Source organism: Pantoea graminicola (genome assembly GCF_048452665.1).
Lineage (GTDB): Bacteria > Pseudomonadota > Gammaproteobacteria > Enterobacterales > Enterobacteriaceae > Pantoea.
Genome location: NZ_JBLWSJ010000003.1, coordinates 531,704 through 549,222 on the forward strand (window position 1 = coordinate 531,704; position 17,519 = coordinate 549,222).

The window sequence follows — 17,519 nt, forward strand, 5'->3', positions numbered from 1 at the left end:
TTGTACGCTGCCTTTTTTATTCTGAACCACCCGCCTGCTTATTTCTTCTGTTCCCGCCTTGCCGCCGACAGATTATTCCGACCAACTAATGACGGGGAGTATGACGGGTAGGCGTTGCCGCGCGCGCCGGTTTAATTGTCGTGCTGCTGCTGGTCGGACAAATAAAAGTGCTCAGGCAGGCATTACATAATATGGCATTCGCGTGGTGTATTTTCGCCACCGTCAGCGCCTGCTGCCGGGTATAAAGCGAACCAATAAAAACACGCCTGTCGTTCTTAGACAGATTAACGCAACCTTCTTTGTGTAAAATCCATCCACCCATGGGACGCGGGCACAGATAATAATAGCTGGCTTTGAGCATGGCAGTTCATCCTGATAGTTGCTGTATGTGTCGTAAAAAACAGACCAAAATTGGTAAGAGTTTTTTTTGTAATCTGAAGCATTATTAAACTAACTGAGAATTATCCTTAAAACCACTTTATTAGATACCCGAAACCGACTTTGAGAATATGCCCTTTTCCGCCCCCGTTATCGCTTCAGACAATCAACGCCCTGCATTTCTGCGATTCACTTCACCACCCCGATTTCATTTACCCCGCTAATCGATCAATTAACAGACCGAAATTTATTTTTCCCATCAAAAACAATACGATAAAAAAATAATCGACGATGCACTTCTGCGATCACGCTCACATTTCATTAGCAAGCATGGCGGGAAAAAGCGCATCCGCAGGGGTATTTATGAGGATTGATAAACTGAAGCTGAAAATCGCAAAACTGGTCTGCCTGGCCCTGCTCAGCGCAGCACGAAAGCGGGTTACGTCAGCGGCTTATTAAATCAGGCGGGCGCAATTCGACGCGGCTGGCTTGAAAAGCAAACCGTTCGGTTCGCTTTCCGGCAATGAAAAAGGAGGAGACAGCCTGCAGGCCGCCGGGCGGCTCGCCTGTCCCCACGGCCTGCACGCCACCCGTAGCGTTCCACTCTGGCGTGCAGCGAACGTCTCAACGCGAACGCTTACCCTTACTTCAACGCTCTCGAAGCCCCGAGCCGAATATGCCGCGCAGAACGGCGGGCTGGCATCACAGAGGCTGCCCTTGTGCACCAGGCTGCTGTTTGAGGGTACGATTATCACGATGCTGATCATCGTGCCTGCTGCTGACAGGGGCGCACGCGTCAGGGCTGAAGAGCCGGCGACGGGTGTTGGCCTGTTTCTGTTCAGGCTGGCAGTCTCGGGTAGCGGAGTCGCGACTGTTCGATCAGCGCCCGGTTGTGGCGGTTATTGTTCCGGCCCCGGAGAGCGGTGCGCCGGAGAAATAACCCGGTGGAAATACAGAGCTTAGTGCTGCGCAGCGGGGCGATGGATCAAGACAGATTCAGTTCGCCTGGCCGCATCAGATATAACTGTCCGACGATGGAAGAGATGTAATGCAGGTGCGGTCTCTGTCCCGCTGAATAGAGAGAGGACGTGAATCAGATCGCACGGATATTTTTAACCCGCGGATTCACTTTCTGCTGAAGGAGATCTTCATCGGGGCCCAGATAATAAGGCACCGCACACTGCCGGCCATCTTTGGTAAATATGATCTGATTATCATGCAGGAATAACGCCGTGAAATGACCGAGCACAACGCCATTTAATTCAAAGCAATGATTTCTGGCCGCACGCAGCCCCTGCTGACTATTCAGAAAATCAACGAATCGCAACACGCTGCGCCTCCTTATAATATATTCGCCTTACCGGAACCGCAGAGATAATAGCCGCAACCCGGACCGGAATCATCCGGCGGGCGCGGTTTTCAGAATAGGCTTATCGCGGATTCATTCATGCTGTTTATTCCGCCCGACGGTGTCCCGTCGCCGTTCAGACCGCCTGCCGGGGATCGTGGCTGTCATAAAAAGACCCCGGCCTGTCATATTTGTATTGCGTCCTCCGCCCGCCCGCTATAACGTTGCTTTTCAACCCTGTGCAGCGTGTCGGAACCCCATACAAACGTGGAAATTTTTGATGCAGAGCCTCGTCACATCGCAGCGATTCAGCAGATCTATGCCTGGCATGTTCTGAACGGTACCGGCTCTTTTGAGACCCTCCCGCCCGACGTCACCGAAATCGGTGAGCGGATGCAAAAGATTCAGCAGGCGGGCCTGCCCTGGTTTATCGCCGTCAGCCACGGCCTGGTATGCGGCTTCTGCTATCTGGCGCCCTACCGTCCCCGCCACGCCTACCGGCATACGCTGGAAGACTCGATCTATATCGATCCCGGCTTTCAGCAGCGCGGCGTCGGTTCAGGCCTGCTGAAGCACGCTATCCGGTGGGCTGAGCAGGCCGGATATCGCCAGCTGATTGCCAATGTCGGTGACAGCGCGAATCACGGTTCGATCGCCCTGCACCGTGCCGCCGGCTTTGAGACCACCGGCATCCTGCGCGCGGTGGGGTTCAAACAGGGACGCTGGCTGGATACCGTTTTTATGCAGCGGGCGCTGGGATTAGGTGATTCCGCGCTGCCAACAGGCAGCGAAACATCGCTGTAACAGAAAAGGCGCACCGGACCTCGTTCTCCGCAGGAGAACCTTCTGGTAAGGTGTGTTAACAAAAAATAAAAAATCCCGGAAACCGTTATGTTGTCGACAATCATCTATCGCAGCCACATTACCGACCATGTGCCGCTTGATACCCTGGCTGATCTGGCGCGTAAAGCGAACAAAATCAATCGCTCATCAAGCGTCACGGGTATCTTACTGTTCAATGGCACGCATTTCTTCCAGCTGCTGGAAGGCCCGGAAGCAGCAGTCAAAGCGGTTTACAGCCGGATTTGCCGGGATCCGCGCCACCATAATCTGGTTGAGCTGCTGCGCGATTACGCGCCGTCGCGCCGCTTTGGTCACGTCGGCATGGAGCTGTTCGATCTGCGGCAGCATGACAAAGCGCGGGTGCTGGAAGCGGTTCTGGAAAAATGTACCAGTAAGTTTCAGATGATCTATACCGACCGGGCGCTGCAGTTCCTGCGTACCTTTGTCGAGGCACGGGAAAAAGAGAACTATTTTGAGATCCCCGCCGCCAGCAACTGGCAATTTATTCGTGATGAGTCAGAGCAGCGTGCAGGTGACGTGTCGCTGGTGGCCGCGGATGAGATCACTTTCGCGTTCCAGCCCATCGTGGATCCCCTCGCCTGCGAAATTGTTTCGCTGGAGGCGCTGCTGCGCGGTCCCCGGGGGGAATCCCCGCTCGACTATTTTGCCCGGCTGCCCCGCGAGGAGCTCTATCAGATCGATCTGAGGTCGAAAAAGAACGCCTTCGCCCAGGCGAAACAGCTGGGGATTGAGGGAATGACCCTGTCGATCAACCTGCTGCCGATGACGCTGGTCACCGTGCCCGACGCCGTCCCCTATTTACTGAATGAGATTGCGGCGCACGGCCTGGTGCCGGAGCAGGTCATGGTGGAGTTCACCGAAAATGAAATTATCTCCCAGCCTGAAGCCTTTGAAGCCGCTATCAGGCAGCTGAAGGCCGCCGGTATCAGCCTGGCGCTGGATGATTTTGGTGCCGGTTTTGCCGGGCTGTCGCTGCTGACCCGCATCCAGCCTGACAAGATCAAGATCGACCGCGCCATTATCTCGGATGTGCATAAAAGCGGTCCCAAGCAGGCGATCATTCACGCCATTCTGAAATGCTGCGCCTCACTGGAAATCGGCGTTATCGCCGAAGGCATTGAGCAGCCGGAAGAGTGGATGTGGCTGGAGGCAGCCGGCGTGACGCAGTTCCAGGGATTTCTGTTCTCAAAACCTGAACTGAACGGCATCGGCGCCGTGGCCTGGCCGGAGCTGAACTAACCCCCTGCGATTTGGATGAATTTGTCCTCACCCGCCTTGCTGGATCATCCGGCCGCTGCTAAATAATTAACAGCGCCGGAAGATCATTTTTCTGTCATCTTCCCGCGGCAGAGTCAGTTATTACCCCATCAGTGATTAAATGTTTAGCAGTCAGATGTTCAGTGTTTAGGCCAGCGCAACGCGCCATGCGTGCGACGTGACTCCAGGGACAGCATTTGAGGAACTGAATGAAGCAGATTATCCGTGGTGATAAAGAACCCGCCCATATCCTGGCAGCGACCCGTGCGCTTGAAGCGCACTACTCCCGCTACGGGGAAGGAAACAAGTACCATCCCATTATCTACTCCATTGCCTACCGCAGCCGCTTCTATCAGGTTGAAGTGATCACCCGCCGGGAAACCATGGTTGCCACGGTTATTACCGGCGTGCGCAAACTTTCGCACCTCTCTGGTGCCGCCTGACGGATCTTACCTGCCGGGGGCGGACAGCCCCCTTTCTCCACCTATCGCCGGTAGAGTGAATTAGCCGGATAGATGGCCCCAATCACGCTTTTCTCCCGTGCGCCGGTCACGGCGGGCAGATTGCCCGGCAACCCGGAAAGCGTGCGGAAGGCCAGCCAGGCAAACGCCAGCGCCTCCATGTCATCACCACTCACGCCCGCGCTGTCGGTGGTCGTCACCTCGGTTCCCGGAAGATGCGCCGCCAGTCGCGCCATCAGCAGCGGGTTGCGGCTGCCGCCACCACATACCAGCAGACGATCGCAGCCATCATGGAGTAAAACCTGATGGGTAATGGTGATGGCTGTCAGTTCCACCAGCGTGGCCTGCACATCCTGCGGCGCCAGCCCCGGGAAGTAGCGCAGATGCTGTTCCAGCCAGCCCAGATTAAAGTGTTCACGGCCGGTGCTCTTCGGCGGTGGCAGCGCGAACCAGGGCTCCCGCAACAGCGCCTCAAGCAGGGCCGGGATCACCGTCCCGCTGCGGGCCCACTGCGCATCCCGGTCATAGGGCAGCGCCTGATTTCGCCAGATCCAGGCGTCGAGCAGCATATTGCCGGGGCCGGTATCAAAACCGCGCACCGGCTGCCCCGGGATCAGCAGCGAGAGATTAGCGATGCCGCCAATATTCAGCACCATGCGGCGTTCGGTGGCATCCATCAGCAGCGCCTGATGGAAAGCGGGCACCAGCGGCGCGCCCTGCCCGCCCAGCGCCATGTCGCGACGGCGGAAGTCGCCTACGACCGTAACGCCGGTCGCCGCGACAATCTGATTCGCATCCCCAATCTGCAGCGTGTTGGGGGCCTCGCTCTGAGGTTCATGCCAGACGGTCTGACCGTGGCAGCCAATCGCCGTGATATCGCTGGCTTCCAGCGACTCGCGCTTCATCAGTGTCACCACCGCCTCAGCAAACAGCTGACCGAGGCGGGTATCGAGCTGGCCGAGCTGCGACAGCGTCAGAGACTGCCCCTGGCAGATCGCCAGAATCGCCTGACGCAGCGCGGGGGGCATCGGATGGCAGTAGCTCGCCTGTTGCGCCACCATATTCTCGTCGATGGCGGCCAGCACCACATCCACTCCATCCAGGCTGGTGCCTGACATTACCCCGATATAGCGTCCTGATTTCATAGCCATTCCTTACTCCCGGCGCGATGTGCAATTCGTCTGCGGCTAGCCTGACAAATAATGATCGCTAATTCTATGATTAATTTATTTTAATCCAAACGTGCTAACCGATAACGCAACGTCATCTTTTTTCATTCCCGATTGAATTATTGTTGTTCCTGCATAGTCTATGCTTCGTCCAACCGCGTTTTGTTCGGACAGGGATTAATTTGCCAGGTTTGTGTCTTATACTGAGAGCAGGATACAGCGATAAACGTGGCGCCCTCTCGACTAAAGGAGTTTCAAATGATTAAGCGTGTAATTGTGGTCGCTCTGACCGGTATGATGCTGGCAGGTTGTAGCAATACCAGTACGCTGTCGGGTGATACCTACAGTGCCAGCGAAGCCAAGCAGGTGCAGAGCGTTTCATACGGTACGTTAGTCTCTGTTCGTCCGGTGAAGATTCAGGGCGGCAGTGACAGCAACGTTATTGGTGCTATCGGCGGTGCCGTGCTGGGTGGCTTCCTGGGCAACACCATTGGTGGTGGTGCCGGTCGCAGCCTGGCGACAGCCGGTGGTGCGGTGCTGGGTGGCGTAGCCGGTCAGGGCGTTCAGGGCGCAATCAATAAAACTGATGGCGTCGAGCTGGAAATCCGTAAGGATGATGGCAACACCATCATGGTTGTGCAGAAACAGGATGCGTCCCGTTACTCCGTGGGTCAGCGTGTTGTGATGGCGTCTAACGGAAGCCAGGTGACCGTTTCACCTCGCTAACAGCGTCAGACAAAAAACCGACGCCCGGGCGTCGGTTTTTTTATTTCTCTTTATGCTGAAGTTCGAGAATGTTTTTCTCCAGCCGGGCGATCAGCGTCACCATCTGTCCGATCTCCTCCTGACTGATCCCGGAAAGAATGTCGTCGCGCGTCGCATCAATGACGCTCTCAACCTGTTCAATAATCGGTTCCGCCTGCTGCGTCAGCTTAATACGCTTGGCACGACGATCGTTGGCGCAGGTCGAACGGGTGATTAACCCCTTCTCCTCCAGCTGATCCAGCGTACGCACCAGAGACGGCTGTTCAATCCCGATCGCCTTGGCTAACTGGATCTGTGACTGCTCAGGCGGCAGTTGATGAATATTGTGCAACGTCACCCAGTGAGTCTGAGTCAGCTCAAGCGGTTTCAGCCGCTGATCAATCAACGCGCGCCAGATGCGCACCAAACGAGATAAATCCGTTCCGAGTGGCGTATCCATTTCATCTCCTAATAATTAGCTTGCTAGCTATCAAGCCAGATTTTACACTATTCTGCGAGTTTACAGGACAAATTACAAATCCCGGACCTGACCCCGAAAACGCAGTTGCGCCCGGAGTCTGCCGTCTGGGTTAACGAAGGATGTTATTACGTGCTCACTCCTGCGCTTTCAGGGGCGAAACCGCTGACCGATCTGGTCGTGGGTGCCTCACTCTTTTTCCCGCCGATGTTCAAAGCGGTGATCCTCGGCTTCTTTTTCTGGCTGCTGATCCACCCGCTGGTACGTGGCTGGATCTACTCCGGCGATGTCTGGCATCCCACCCTGTTTGATCTCTCCCTGTTTGTGCTGTGCGTCACCGCCGCACTCTGGCTCATCGGTCATGGATAATTGAGATGAAATTTAATGCGGTAAAGTATTTCTCCACGCTGATCGTCTTTGCGCTGGCGCTGCTGGCTGGCGGCTGGCTGTGGAACTACTACATGCAGTCGCCCTGGACTCGCGACGGCAAAGTCCGGGCGGAGCTGGTGGATATCACGCCTGAGGTTTCGGGCCGCATCACCCAGCTTCGCGTCAGGGACAATCAGTTTGTGCATCGCGGCGATCCCCTGCTGACGCTGGATCCGGTGCCGTGGCAGATTGCGCTCGACAATGCCGCCGCCCAGCTCAGCAAAGCGCAGGCCGACCTGGCCAAAGCGCAGCATGAATTTAACCGCCGCAGCGGCCTGCCGCGCAATGTCATTTCCGCCGAAGATCTTGATGCGGCACGCCTGAGCGCCGGAGCCGCGGCCGCCAGTGCCAAAGCGGCACAGGCAGAATGGGAACGGGCGCGCTGGAATCTGCAGCAGACGACGCTGACCGCCCCGGTGGATGGCTGGGTTACTAACCTGACGCTGCGACCGGGCAACTATGCCACGGCGGGCACGCCGCTGTTCGCTCTGGTGGATGGACACTCCTGGTATGTGATGGGCTATTTTGAAGAGACCAAACTGCGCCATATTCAGGCCGGTGCGGCTGCACAGGTGGTGCTCTACAGCAACGGGATGCAGCTGCAGGGCAAAGTCGACAGCATTGGCCGCGCCATCTATGACCAGAGTATCGGAACCGACAGCGGGCTGGTGCCCGATATCAAGCCCAACGTGCCCTGGGTCCGGCTGGCGCAGCGCGTGCCGGTGCGCATTCGCCTCAACCCGTTACCCGCCAGCGCCGACCTGGTCGCAGGCACCAGCTGTACGATCACGATTCAGCCATGAATATTCAGTGGCTGGCCTGGGATCAGCTGCCGTGGATTAAGGCCAGCGGCGGACAGTGGCGCTATGCGTTGCGCAACGCTATCGCCATGTGTCTGGCGCTCAGCATCGCCTATGGACTGGATCTTGACGAACCCTACTGGGCGATGACCTCTGCCGCCGTCATCAGTTTTCCCACCGTCGGCGGTGCGATAAGCAAAAGTCTCGGCCGCATCGTCGGCAGCCTGCTGGGGGCCAGCGCCGCGCTGCTGATCGCCGGGCACACCCTGAATGAGCCCTGGCTGTTTACTTTTGCCATTGCCGGCTGGCTGGCGCTCTGCACCGGGATCGCCAGTCACTATCAGAATAATGTCGCCTACGCCTTTTCGCTGGCGGGCTATACCGCAGCCATTATTGCGTTCAGCAGCGTCAATATTACGGATATCACCACGCTCTGGACCATCGCTCAGGCCCGCGTCTGCGAGGTCATCTCCGGCATTCTGTGTGCCGGGCTGATGATGATGGTGCTGCCAAGCACCTCGGATGGAGAGACGCTGATTACGTCACTGAAGCAGATGCACGACCGCCTGCTGGAGCACGCCGTGCTGCTGCTGCAGCCCACGGCCAGCGACACTATCCGTATCGCGCATGAAAACGTAATCAGCCAGATCCTGACCATGAATCTGCTGCGGATCCAGGCGTTCTGGAGTCACTATCGCTTTCGCCGCCAGAACAACGTGCTGAACTATGTGCTGCATCAGCAGCTGCGGCTGACCAGCGTGCTGTCCAGCCTGCGCCGCATGTTGCTGAACTGGCCGGATGCGCCAGAGACGCTGTTCACGGCGCTGCAGCAACTGCTGGCGGAGCTGGCGAAACCGGCGTGCGACAAGTACCGGCTGGCGCAGATCCTGCGCAGCGTGACGCCCGCAGCGGATGGCGACTACCGGCAGCGCGCCTTCTGCCAGCGGCTGCGCTACTTCTGCTGGATGTACCTTAACGTGCTGCGCTGGATACGCCTGCTGGAACGCGCCGATGCGGACACCCGCTTTCAGCCGCCGCCGGTGCCGGCGCTGGCCCGCGACAGTGACAGCGCCGAAGCGGGCTGGAGCGCCCTGCGCACCTTCTCCGTCATCGTGCTCGGCTGCGCGTTCTGGATTAACACGCAATGGTCTTCCGGCGCCGCTGCGCTGACCTTAACGGCCATCGCCTGCGTGCTCTACGCCTCATCACCCTCACCCGGCGGCAGCGTCACCCTGCTGCTGAAGACCCTGCTCTGGCTGTTTGCCTTTAGTTTTGTGATGAAGTTTGGCCTGATGGTGCAGATCAGTCAGCTGTGGCCCTTTCTGCTGCTGCTCTTTCCGCTGCTGGTAACGCTGCAGCTCTTTAAACTGCAGCAGAAACAGCGCGCCGGGATGTGGGGACAATTTATCGTCTTTATGGGCTCGTTTATCGCGGTGACCAATCCACCAGACTGGGATTATCAGGCATTCTTCAACGACAACATCGCCAAGGTCTGCGGCGTGCTGCTGGCCTGGCTGGCGTTTCAGATCCTGCGGCCCAGCTCCGACGCACGGCGCAGCCGTCGCCATATCCGCGCACTGCGGCTGGCGTTTCTCGATCAGCTGCGACAGCGTCCCCGTCTCAGCGAGAGCCGCTTTGAGTCGCAGATCTATCACCGTATCAGTCAGCTCAGCCACAGCCGGGATGAACAGGCGCGTGTCTGGCTTCTGCGCTGGGGCGTGGTGCTGCTGAACTGTTCGCACATTGTCTGGCAGCTGCGGGAGTGGCGCGCCAGTTCGGCGACGTTGATGGCGTTTCGTGAGGAGAGTCTGCGTCATCTGCAGCAGATTATGAGCAGTCGGGGCGTACAGCATAGCTCGCTGGATCGGACGCTGGCGGAACTGGAGGCAACCATCGCTACTTTACTGGCGCTGGAAAGCAACGATGCCAGCGAACTGGCGGGCATTATCTGGCGTTTACGCTGTTCGCTGGCGCAGCTTAAACAGGCGGTGCCTGCCTGATCACTGGCAATATTGCTGCTGCTGGCGGTTAAAGTCCTCCTGCAGCTGTTGCAATGTTTTGTGGCCTTCGAAGCGGGTTTTATCCATCTCGGTCATCGGCTCGATCACCAGCGCCTTCTCATCCGGTGAGAAGATAAACCGGCGCGTCAGTTCACTGCCGGTAAAACTCTGACCGCGGATCCCGCCACAGACCATCGTCATGGTGTGACGATAGATGGTGGTTTCGGTGAAATTGGTTTCGGTGGCGCTGCGAAAGACCTGGTCGCACCCCTGTTTCTCCAGCTGACGCACCATGTTGCGGCTCAGCCATTCACGCCCTCTGGCGATTTTTTCGCAGTTGACACGCATCGGGCTGGTGTCGATGGTGCGCTGAAGCTCGCGACCGGTTTCAGTCACCAGTTGCGTATCATTGGGTTTATCGCATCCCACCAGCAGCAGACACAGCAGTAATGCGCCCTTGACTCTCATTTTTCCCGCTCCTTCCCCGTCACGCTTTCGTACCTGAATCAATATCATAGGGGGGAAATGGCGGGGATGGTACAACAATTACTAAACAGGGGGGTGAAAAGCGGGCGGCTGGCGTCGGCCGCCCGCTAAAGTCAGATGACGCCGCAGGCATAGCGCGCCCCGCCACCGCCCAGCGGTTTGGGCTGATCGGCGTGATTATCCCCGCCAGCATGCACCATCAGCGCCTTGCCCTTGATTTCCTGCAGCGACTTCAGGCGTGGAGCCAGCACCGGATAGGTTGCCTTGCCAGCGTCGTCCACATAGATCGCAGGCAAGTCGCCCAGGTGTCCTTCACCATAGGGCCCCAGATGTTTGCCCGTGTTAGCCGGATCGAGGTGCCCCCCTGCGGCACCGGCAGCAACAACCTTGCCTTCCGATTCGCCCGGTTCACAGCTCCCTTTCGCATGCACATGGAAGCCGTGAATGCCCGGTTTCAGCCCCTGCAGTTCAGGCGTGAACTGCAGGCCATACTGCGTCTCGTCGATCCTGACAGTGCCCAGCGACTGACCAACCCCTTCGGCGGTAACCTGATGGATACTGACCTCTTCGCTGGCAGCCTGAGCCGAGCCGCAGGCGATCAAAGCACATAGCGCAACTGCTTTCAGTTTCATGGTAACTCCGTTTGCAGACCAGGGTGTGCGATAAGTCTGGCCGCTGTTGCGCTGTTTTGCCGGAAATTGACGCAGCTTTACGCTTCAGGGCACATCATAGCCCAGGGCGGCCTTACGAATGCGGAACCACTGCTGACGCGTCAGGGTCAGATCAAGCGAACGCGCGACCTCACTCACCCGCGCCGCTTTACCTGAGCCAATAATCGGCAGCGGTCGCGAAGGCAGCATCACTATCCAGGCGTAGACCACCTGCTCCAGGCTGGTTGCGCCGGTTTCCTGCCGGACCGCTTCCAGCTCATCACGCAACGGCTGGAAATGGGGATCGTTAAACAGGCGGCCGCCGCCCAGACAGGACCAGGCCATCGGCCGGATGCGCAGCTGCTGACACTGATCCAGCGATCCATCCAGCAGGACGCTTTGCTGCACCGGGGAGATCTCCAGCTGATTAGTGACCAGCGAAAACGGCAGGCGGGATTGCAGCAGGGAGAACTGGGCAGGCGTGAAATTGGAGACGCCAAAGTGCAGCACCTTGCCGCTTTGATGCAGGGCCATAAAGGCGTCAGCAACCTCGTCCGCCTCCATCAGTGGATCGGGCCGATGGATCAGCAACAGGTCAAGCCGATCGGTATGGAAATGGCGCAGCGAGTTTTCCGCGCTCTGCAGGATATGCGCTTTATCGGTAATGTAGTGACCGATCCGGTTTTCGGGTCGGGCGCGGGTGGCGATACCGCATTTGGTCACAATCTGCAGCCGATCGCGCAGGCCGGGCGCCAGCTTCAGCGCCTCACCGAATGCGGCTTCACACTGGTAATCGCCGTAGATGTCGGCATGGTCGACGGTGGTGATCCCCAGGTTCAGATGGTGCTCAATAAACGCGACCCGCTCCTGAGGCGACATGCCCCACTCCATCAGACGCCAGTACCCCATAACCAGCGGTGAAAATTCGGGGCCCTGTAAGGCGATGGCCTGCGGTTGTAACATGACATTCTCCCTGTTGCGCATTGGCTGAAATTAGCGTTCCAGAGAGTATAACGGAAAGCCGAGCGGGGATAGTCGTCAGAACAACTCTGGCTGCTGAGGATCGGGTGGCTCTTCGCCTTTCTGCTGCCGTTGCATGCGCAGACGACGCTGCTGGCACAGGCGAATGACCTCACGCTTTTGCGCATCACTGAAGCGCAGCCAGTTGAACCGCTCATCGCGGCTGCGTAAACATCCCAGACAGTAGCCGCGTGCATCCGTCTGGCAGATACCGCGACAAGGGCTGGGAACCGGGAAAAACTCAAGCTGCTCGGCCACCACGCCTCCGGTTTCACAGAATAAACAGTCAATAAAAGCGTAGCCTGGTCAGGCAGAAAGTCCGCCCCGCGCGGCCAGAATTACCCTGATCCTGGCCGGTCAGGTGAACACTCTGTGCGGAATGCACCCTGAGACGTTGCATTAGACCGACTGGTCTACTAACCTCACTGCCATGAATAAGATGCTACAGCGTAATGCAACCCGCGAACACCTGCTTCAGACAGGTGAACAGCTCTGTCTGCAACGCGGCTTTACCGGAATGGGCCTGAGCGAACTGCTGACCCAGGCGGCGGTGCCGAAAGGCTCCTTCTACTACTATTTCCGTTCTAAAGAGGCGTTTGGCGTGGCACTGCTGGAGCGCTACTTTGCGCGTTACCTGCAGGATGTGACGCTTCAGCTCAATCAGACCGAGGGCACGCCGACGGAGCGTCTGCTTAATCACTTCCGTGCCGCCGTTGAACTGTTTGTGCAACAGGGGCATATCGTGGGCTGTCTGGGCGTCAAAGTCTCAGCCGAAGTGTGCGACCTCTCTGAACCGATGCGCGCGGCCCTGCAACAGGGGGCGGCGAAGATCACGGCCCTGTATGCCCGGACGCTGACTGCCGCAGCCGAGCAGGAGTCTCTTCACCTTCCGCAGCCTCCGGCGCAGATGGCGGAATTGCTGTCTCTGTTGTGGCTCGGCGCCAGCCTGCAGAGCAAAATTTCCCGCGAGGCGCAGCCACTGCGTCTGGCATTGAGCACCCTCGAACAGTGGCTCGAACGCCGCTGATTTTTAAAAAACGTGTTTGTAGACGACTGGTCTACTAATCAGGAGCTATTATGGCGAGTACCCAGCTGTTTCGTCCGCTGAAAGTCGGCGCAATTACCGTCCCGAACCGCGTATTTATGGCACCGCTGACCCGCCTGCGCAGCATCGAACCCGGCGACATCCCGACACCGATGATGGCGGAATATTACCGTCAGCGCGCCAGCGCCGGTCTGATCATCACCGAAGCGACCCAGATCTCCTTCCAGGCGAAAGGTTATGCCGGTGCGCCTGGCCTGCACACCCAGCCGCAGATCGCGGCGTGGAAAGAGATCAACGACGGCGTGCACCAGGCGGGCGGTCACACGGCCGTACAGTTATGGCACACCGGCCGTATCTCGCATAACAGTGTGCAGCCGGAAGGCAAAGCCCCTGTTGCGCCTTCGGCCCTGCCTGCAGGCACCCGTACCTCTCTGCGTGCGGAAGATGGCAGCGTCTATCGCGAAGAGACCTCTCTGCCGCGCGAACTGACGGTGCCGGAAATTCAGCAGATCGTAGCCGATTTTGGTCAGGCTGCGGCTAACGCGCGTGAAGCGGACTTTGACCTGCTTGAGCTGCACTCGGCGCACGGCTACCTGATCCACCAGTTCCTGGCCCCCGATTCAAACCAGCGCACCGATGAGTATGGCGGCAGCATCGAAAAACGCGGTCGCTTTGCGCTGGAAGTCGTTGATGCGGTGATCGCCAACTGGTCTGCCGACCGCATCGGCATCCGCGTCTCGCCTGTCGGCAGTTTCCAGAATCTGGACAACGGCCCGGACGAAGAAGAGGCGGCGCTGTGGTACATCGGTGAGCTGGCGAAACGCAACATCGCTTATCTGCACCTCTCTGAGCCAGACTGGGCGGGCGGAAAGCCTTACACCGAGGCTTTCCGTCAGAAAGTGCGCGATCTCTTCCCGGGTGCCATCATCGGTGCCGGTGCCTACACCGTAGAAAAAGCGGACGACCTGATTTCACGCGGTCTGATCGATGCGGTCGCCTTTGGCCGTGATTACATCGCAAACCCGGATCTGGTGGAACGTCTGCAGCAGGATGCCCCACTCAACCCACAGCGCCCGGAAAGCTTCTACGGCGGTGGCGCTGAAGGGTATATCGATTACCCGACGCTGTAAGCGGGTCAGGCTGCTGTCCGGGACGATGACGGCAGCCATTATTCACAGGCGATTTTCATCGCTATACTTAGCGCTGGGTCATCCGGCGATGGCGTTTCTATTTCAAAGAGGATGTTATGCGTTTACTTCATACCATGCTGCGCGTTGGCGATCTGCAACGTTCAATCGATTTTTACACCCGTGTACTGGGCATGCGCGTGCTGCGTCAGAGCGAAAATACCGAATATAAATACACCCTGGCGTTTGTGGGTTACACCGACGAAAGCGAAGGTGCCGTGATCGAACTGACCTATAACTGGGGCGTGGACAAATATGATCTGGGCAATGCCTATGGTCACATCGCACTGGGCGTGGATGACGCGGCAGCAGCCTGCGAACGTATCCGCAAAGATGGCGGTAACGTCACGCGTGAAGCCGGTCCGGTTAAAGGCGGCTCCACCATTATCGCCTTTGTCGAAGATCCCGATGGTTACAAAATCGAGCTGATCGAAAACAAAGATGCCGGTAAAGGTCTCGGCAACTAAACCTGCCTGTCAGCCTGCCCGTCCGGGCGGGCTGAATCCCCTTCTCTGCGCTTCATCTGCTGCACCCGGCCCCGTTTTTTGCCATAATGCGCGCTGCCCTTTTTCTGCAGCGAGATCCTGATGTCTGAATCGAATTCCCCTAATGCACTCAATCAACGTTTCCGTGGCTTCTACCCGGTGGTGATCGACGTCGAAACCGCGGGTTTCAATGCGCAGACCGATGCGTTACTGGAAATTGCCGCTATCACGCTGAAAATGGATGAAGAGGGGTGGATTGAGATTGATCAGACGCTGCATTTCAACGTCGAACCCTTTGCCGGATCGCTGCTGCATCCTGAGGCCCTGGCCTTTACCGGTATTGACCCCAGCAATCCCCTGCGGGGCGCGGTCAGCGAGTATGAAGCGCTGCACGCGATCTTCAAAATGGTCCGCAAAGGCATTAAGGACAGCGGCTGTAACCGCGCCATTATGGTGGCGCACAACGCCACGTTTGACCTGAACTTTATGTCCGCCGCAGCTGAACGCGCCAGCCTGAAGCGCAATCCATTTCATCCGTTCGCCACCTTTGACACCGCAGCCCTGAGTGGACTGGTGCTGGGTCAGACCGTGCTGGCGAAAGCTTGTATTGCGGCGGGGATGGAGTTTGACAGTACGCAGGCGCACTCCGCGCTCTATGACACTCAACAGACGGCGACTCTGTTCTGCGAGCTGGTTAACCGCTGGAAACGCCTGGGTGGCTGGCCTCTGCCCTTTGCCGGTGAGGCTGCTGACGCCGGAGAATCTGCGTAATCCTGCACAATGAAAAAGGCCGACGTGATGTCGGCCTTTTCTTTATTCTGCTTCTTTAAATTTTTCTGCGGTCTCTTTGATCAGCGACTGCAGTTCACCGCGCTGCAGCATCTCAACAATGATGTCGCATCCGCCGACCAGTTCGCCATCCACCCAGAGCTGCGGGAAGGTTGGCCAGTTAGCGTATTTCGGCAGCTCGGCACGAATGTCCGGGTTCTGCAGAATATCCACGTAAGCAAAACGCTCACCACAGGCTGACAGCGCCTGCACCGCCTGCGCAGAGAAACCGCAGCTTGGCAGTTTCGGGGAACCTTTCATGTACAGCAGGATCGGATTTTCTGCGATCTGGCGCTGAATTTTTTCTACAGTACTCATAATTGCCTTCCTTAATTCGCGACTTCGTGTTTGTTTATTGTAGCGACTTCACAGCGTGACTGAAAACGAGATTTTGCCTGCTGCCCGCCTGAATAGCCATCATGGTTAAGTTATGCCGCAATGCGTTACGTTTCCTGATGATTAACAGCGGGTAACAGATTAATAATTCGTAATAAATTTGCTGATATAAGATGCTGAAAATGTTCATTTTCAGCGCAATTTCAGCGGTTACAAAGATTAATAATAAAAGACCTTACAGTTTTTAAAAGAACTGGACTAGAATGGCCTGGGCGCTGATCCTCGATCAGATTAATCTCAACTTTGTCACGGTGCGTAGTGGCCATGACAACTTAACTTACTTACGGACTATGCGTTTAATCATTACGCTTTTCATGCTGGCCTTTGCGCAACTGTTTTTCAACACCGCCGCCGCGTCGCCTCACACGCCGGTGAACGTCAGTTCGCATAAAGCAGAGAAAAAGAGTGCGCGCGACGATGAGCGTCGTAAGCGCCGCCCGGTCAAAACGGTCACGAAAAAACCGCGTGTCACGCCTGTTCAGAAACTCAAAACTAAAAAACAGAAAAAAGCTGAACTCACCGCGACACAGACACCCGCTAAGAAGACCTCGCTTAAAACCGCCCGCATCAGCAAGAATCACGAAAAGAAACGCTATGGTCATCAGCGTGCGCTGAAAACCGCCGACGCGGATACCCGCGAAACCGGCACCATTAAAATGAGCAAATCTCACCGCCAGCGTTACCAGAAGGCGCGTGAAACGGCGATGACCAAGCTGATGGGTCAGCTGGGAAAACCCTATCAGTGGGGCGGAACGTCTCCGCACACCGGTTTCGACTGCAGCGGTCTGGTCTGGTACGCCTATAAGGATCTGGTGAAGTTTAAGATCCCGCGTACCGCCAATGAGATGTACCACCTGCGTGACGCCGCGCCGATCAAGCGTGAGTCGCTGGAGAAAGGCGATCTGGTCTTCTTCCGCATCAATGGCCGCGGCACCGCCGATCATGTCGGAGTTTACCTGGGTGACGGCAAGTTTATTCAATCGCCCCGCACCGGCAAAGATATCCAGATCAGCGCATTAGGGGAAGATTACTGGCAGCGCCACTACATCGGCGCCCGCCGGGTGATGACGCCGAAAACGATCCGCTGAACAGCAGCAGAGTCAGAAAAAAAGCCGGGAAAATCCCGGCTTTTTTTATCAGTGCAGAATGGCGGTAAAACTAAAGGCCACAATCATCAGCAGACAGCCAACGGTGGTCATTAATGCCAGTTTGAGGTCGGTACTCACGGTTTGCTCCTTAGTCACACAGTTCACAGGGTTATTCCATTTTCCCACACGACCCGGTAAAAATCTCGTGTTATTCGTCCAGCCTTGTTAGAATCCCGCCTTTGTTGCGCAACGCGCGCAACGCTGATTCCGTTTGCACCTTTTTTCAGGCGTGATTTCCGTCGCCCGCGGTCAGATTACCGGCCAGCAACGCTGCATTTTTGCGAAAAAAACCCTGAGCAGACGCAAACGTTTAACACTACGCTTATCAGAGAGTTAGATAAGCACC

21 protein-coding genes are annotated in these 17,519 nt (G+C 57.1%); 12 read left to right on the forward strand and 9 right to left on the reverse strand.

The window, feature by feature from the left end; all coding sequences use genetic code 11:
- Positions 1-85: 85 nt before the first annotated feature.
- Positions 86-361 carry a hypothetical protein gene (locus ACNY69_RS10140; protein WP_111139048.1) on the reverse strand — a complete coding sequence of 92 codons (276 nt, stop codon included), beginning with the start codon at positions 359-361 and terminating at the stop codon, positions 86-88.
- 1,632 nt (positions 362-1,993) lie between these two features.
- On the opposite strand from ACNY69_RS10140, the gene ACNY69_RS10145 reads away from it, so the two are divergent.
- The 3 genes from ACNY69_RS10145 (at position 1,994) to ACNY69_RS10155 (ending at position 4,290) form a co-directional block, all read left to right on the forward strand.
- Positions 1,994-2,530, forward strand: a complete 537-nt coding sequence (locus tag ACNY69_RS10145; protein WP_367395449.1) for a GNAT family N-acetyltransferase — start codon at positions 1,994-1,996, stop codon at positions 2,528-2,530.
- An 87-nt stretch (positions 2,531-2,617) separates the two neighbouring features.
- A complete protein-coding gene (locus tag ACNY69_RS10150; RefSeq protein ID WP_111139051.1) occupies positions 2,618-3,829 on the forward strand; it encodes a diguanylate phosphodiesterase in 1,212 nt (403 codons plus the stop codon).
- 227 nt (positions 3,830-4,056) lie between these two features.
- On the forward strand, positions 4,057-4,290 hold the full coding sequence (locus tag ACNY69_RS10155) for a DUF4060 family protein (RefSeq protein WP_111139052.1): 234 nt from the start codon (positions 4,057-4,059) through the stop codon (positions 4,288-4,290).
- Between the two features lie 41 nt (positions 4,291-4,331).
- Here ACNY69_RS10155 and anmK read toward each other — a convergent pair whose 3' ends face one another.
- Positions 4,332-5,453, reverse strand: coding sequence for an anhydro-N-acetylmuramic acid kinase (anmK, locus tag ACNY69_RS10160; protein WP_111139053.1), 1,122 nt, complete (start codon positions 5,451-5,453; stop codon positions 4,332-4,334).
- 282 nt (positions 5,454-5,735) lie between these two features.
- Between anmK and slyB the strand changes: the two genes are divergently transcribed.
- Complete coding sequence (gene slyB, locus ACNY69_RS10165) at positions 5,736-6,203, forward strand: outer membrane lipoprotein SlyB (protein WP_111139054.1); 468 nt, start codon at positions 5,736-5,738, stop codon at positions 6,201-6,203.
- A gap of 40 nt (positions 6,204-6,243) precedes the next feature.
- On the opposite strand, the gene slyA is transcribed toward slyB, so the two are convergent.
- Complete coding sequence (gene slyA, locus ACNY69_RS10170; protein WP_111139055.1) at positions 6,244-6,681, reverse strand: transcriptional regulator SlyA; 438 nt, start codon at positions 6,679-6,681, stop codon at positions 6,244-6,246.
- Between the two features lie 150 nt (positions 6,682-6,831).
- Here slyA and ACNY69_RS10175 point away from each other — a divergent pair, with 150 nt between their 5' ends.
- The 3 genes from ACNY69_RS10175 to ACNY69_RS10185 are packed head-to-tail and all read left to right on the forward strand — an operon-like array spanning position 6,832 to position 9,928.
- The gene (locus ACNY69_RS10175) at positions 6,832-7,068 is read left to right on the forward strand and encodes a DUF1656 domain-containing protein (RefSeq protein ID WP_111139056.1); all 237 of its coding nucleotides are present in this window, start codon (positions 6,832-6,834) and stop codon (positions 7,066-7,068) included.
- Between the two features lie 5 nt (positions 7,069-7,073).
- Positions 7,074-7,931: an efflux RND transporter periplasmic adaptor subunit gene (locus ACNY69_RS10180; RefSeq protein ID WP_111139057.1), complete on the forward strand. Its 858-nt coding sequence runs from the start codon at positions 7,074-7,076 to the stop codon at positions 7,929-7,931.
- Positions 7,928-9,928 (forward strand): FUSC family protein, encoded by a 2,001-nt coding sequence (locus ACNY69_RS10185; protein ID WP_418798202.1) that lies wholly within the window; start codon positions 7,928-7,930, stop codon positions 9,926-9,928. Before ACNY69_RS10180 ends, ACNY69_RS10185 begins: the two co-directional genes overlap by 4 nt.
- Here ACNY69_RS10185 and ACNY69_RS10190 read toward each other — a convergent pair whose 3' ends face one another.
- The 4 genes from ACNY69_RS10190 to ACNY69_RS10205 form a co-directional block, all read right to left on the reverse strand.
- Positions 9,929-10,396 carry a hypothetical protein gene (locus ACNY69_RS10190; RefSeq protein WP_111139059.1) on the reverse strand — a complete coding sequence of 156 codons (468 nt, stop codon included), beginning with the start codon at positions 10,394-10,396 and terminating at the stop codon, positions 9,929-9,931.
- A 131-nt stretch (positions 10,397-10,527) separates the two neighbouring features.
- Positions 10,528-11,046 (reverse strand): superoxide dismutase family protein, encoded by a 519-nt coding sequence (sodC, locus tag ACNY69_RS10195; RefSeq protein WP_111139060.1) that lies wholly within the window; start codon positions 11,044-11,046, stop codon positions 10,528-10,530.
- 84 nt (positions 11,047-11,130) lie between these two features.
- A complete protein-coding gene (locus ACNY69_RS10200; RefSeq protein WP_293769863.1) occupies positions 11,131-12,027 on the reverse strand; it encodes an aldo/keto reductase in 897 nt (298 codons plus the stop codon).
- Between the two features lie 75 nt (positions 12,028-12,102).
- Positions 12,103-12,342: a DUF1289 domain-containing protein gene (locus tag ACNY69_RS10205; protein WP_111139062.1), complete on the reverse strand. Its 240-nt coding sequence runs from the start codon at positions 12,340-12,342 to the stop codon at positions 12,103-12,105.
- A 172-nt stretch (positions 12,343-12,514) separates the two neighbouring features.
- Between ACNY69_RS10205 and ACNY69_RS10210 the strand changes: the two genes are divergently transcribed.
- From ACNY69_RS10210 to rnt, 4 genes are all read left to right on the forward strand, one after another.
- Entirely contained in the window at positions 12,515-13,111 is a 597-nt protein-coding gene (locus ACNY69_RS10210; protein WP_111139063.1) for a TetR/AcrR family transcriptional regulator, read from the forward strand.
- Between the two features lie 50 nt (positions 13,112-13,161).
- On the forward strand, positions 13,162-14,259 hold the full coding sequence (nemA, locus tag ACNY69_RS10215) for an alkene reductase (RefSeq protein ID WP_111139064.1): 1,098 nt from the start codon (positions 13,162-13,164) through the stop codon (positions 14,257-14,259).
- Positions 14,260-14,375: 116 nt separating this feature from the next.
- Complete coding sequence (gene gloA, locus ACNY69_RS10220) at positions 14,376-14,783, forward strand: lactoylglutathione lyase (protein ID WP_111139065.1); 408 nt, start codon at positions 14,376-14,378, stop codon at positions 14,781-14,783.
- Positions 14,784-14,903: 120 nt separating this feature from the next.
- Positions 14,904-15,572, forward strand: coding sequence for a ribonuclease T (gene rnt / locus ACNY69_RS10225; protein WP_111139066.1), 669 nt, complete (start codon positions 14,904-14,906; stop codon positions 15,570-15,572).
- Positions 15,573-15,614: 42 nt separating this feature from the next.
- On the opposite strand, the gene ACNY69_RS10230 is transcribed toward rnt, so the two are convergent.
- Positions 15,615-15,950, reverse strand: a complete 336-nt coding sequence (locus ACNY69_RS10230) for a Grx4 family monothiol glutaredoxin (RefSeq protein WP_179291196.1) — start codon at positions 15,948-15,950, stop codon at positions 15,615-15,617.
- 365 nt (positions 15,951-16,315) lie between these two features.
- Here ACNY69_RS10230 and ACNY69_RS10235 point away from each other — a divergent pair, with 365 nt between their 5' ends.
- Positions 16,316-17,113, forward strand: coding sequence for a C40 family peptidase (locus ACNY69_RS10235; RefSeq protein ID WP_111139108.1), 798 nt, complete (start codon positions 16,316-16,318; stop codon positions 17,111-17,113).
- A 48-nt stretch (positions 17,114-17,161) separates the two neighbouring features.
- Here the strand turns inward: ACNY69_RS10235 and cydH are convergent, their stop codons facing one another.
- Positions 17,162-17,251 (reverse strand): cytochrome bd-I oxidase subunit CydH, encoded by a 90-nt coding sequence (gene cydH / locus ACNY69_RS10240; RefSeq protein WP_095707274.1) that lies wholly within the window; start codon positions 17,249-17,251, stop codon positions 17,162-17,164.
- Between the last annotated feature and the right edge of the window lie 268 nt (positions 17,252-17,519).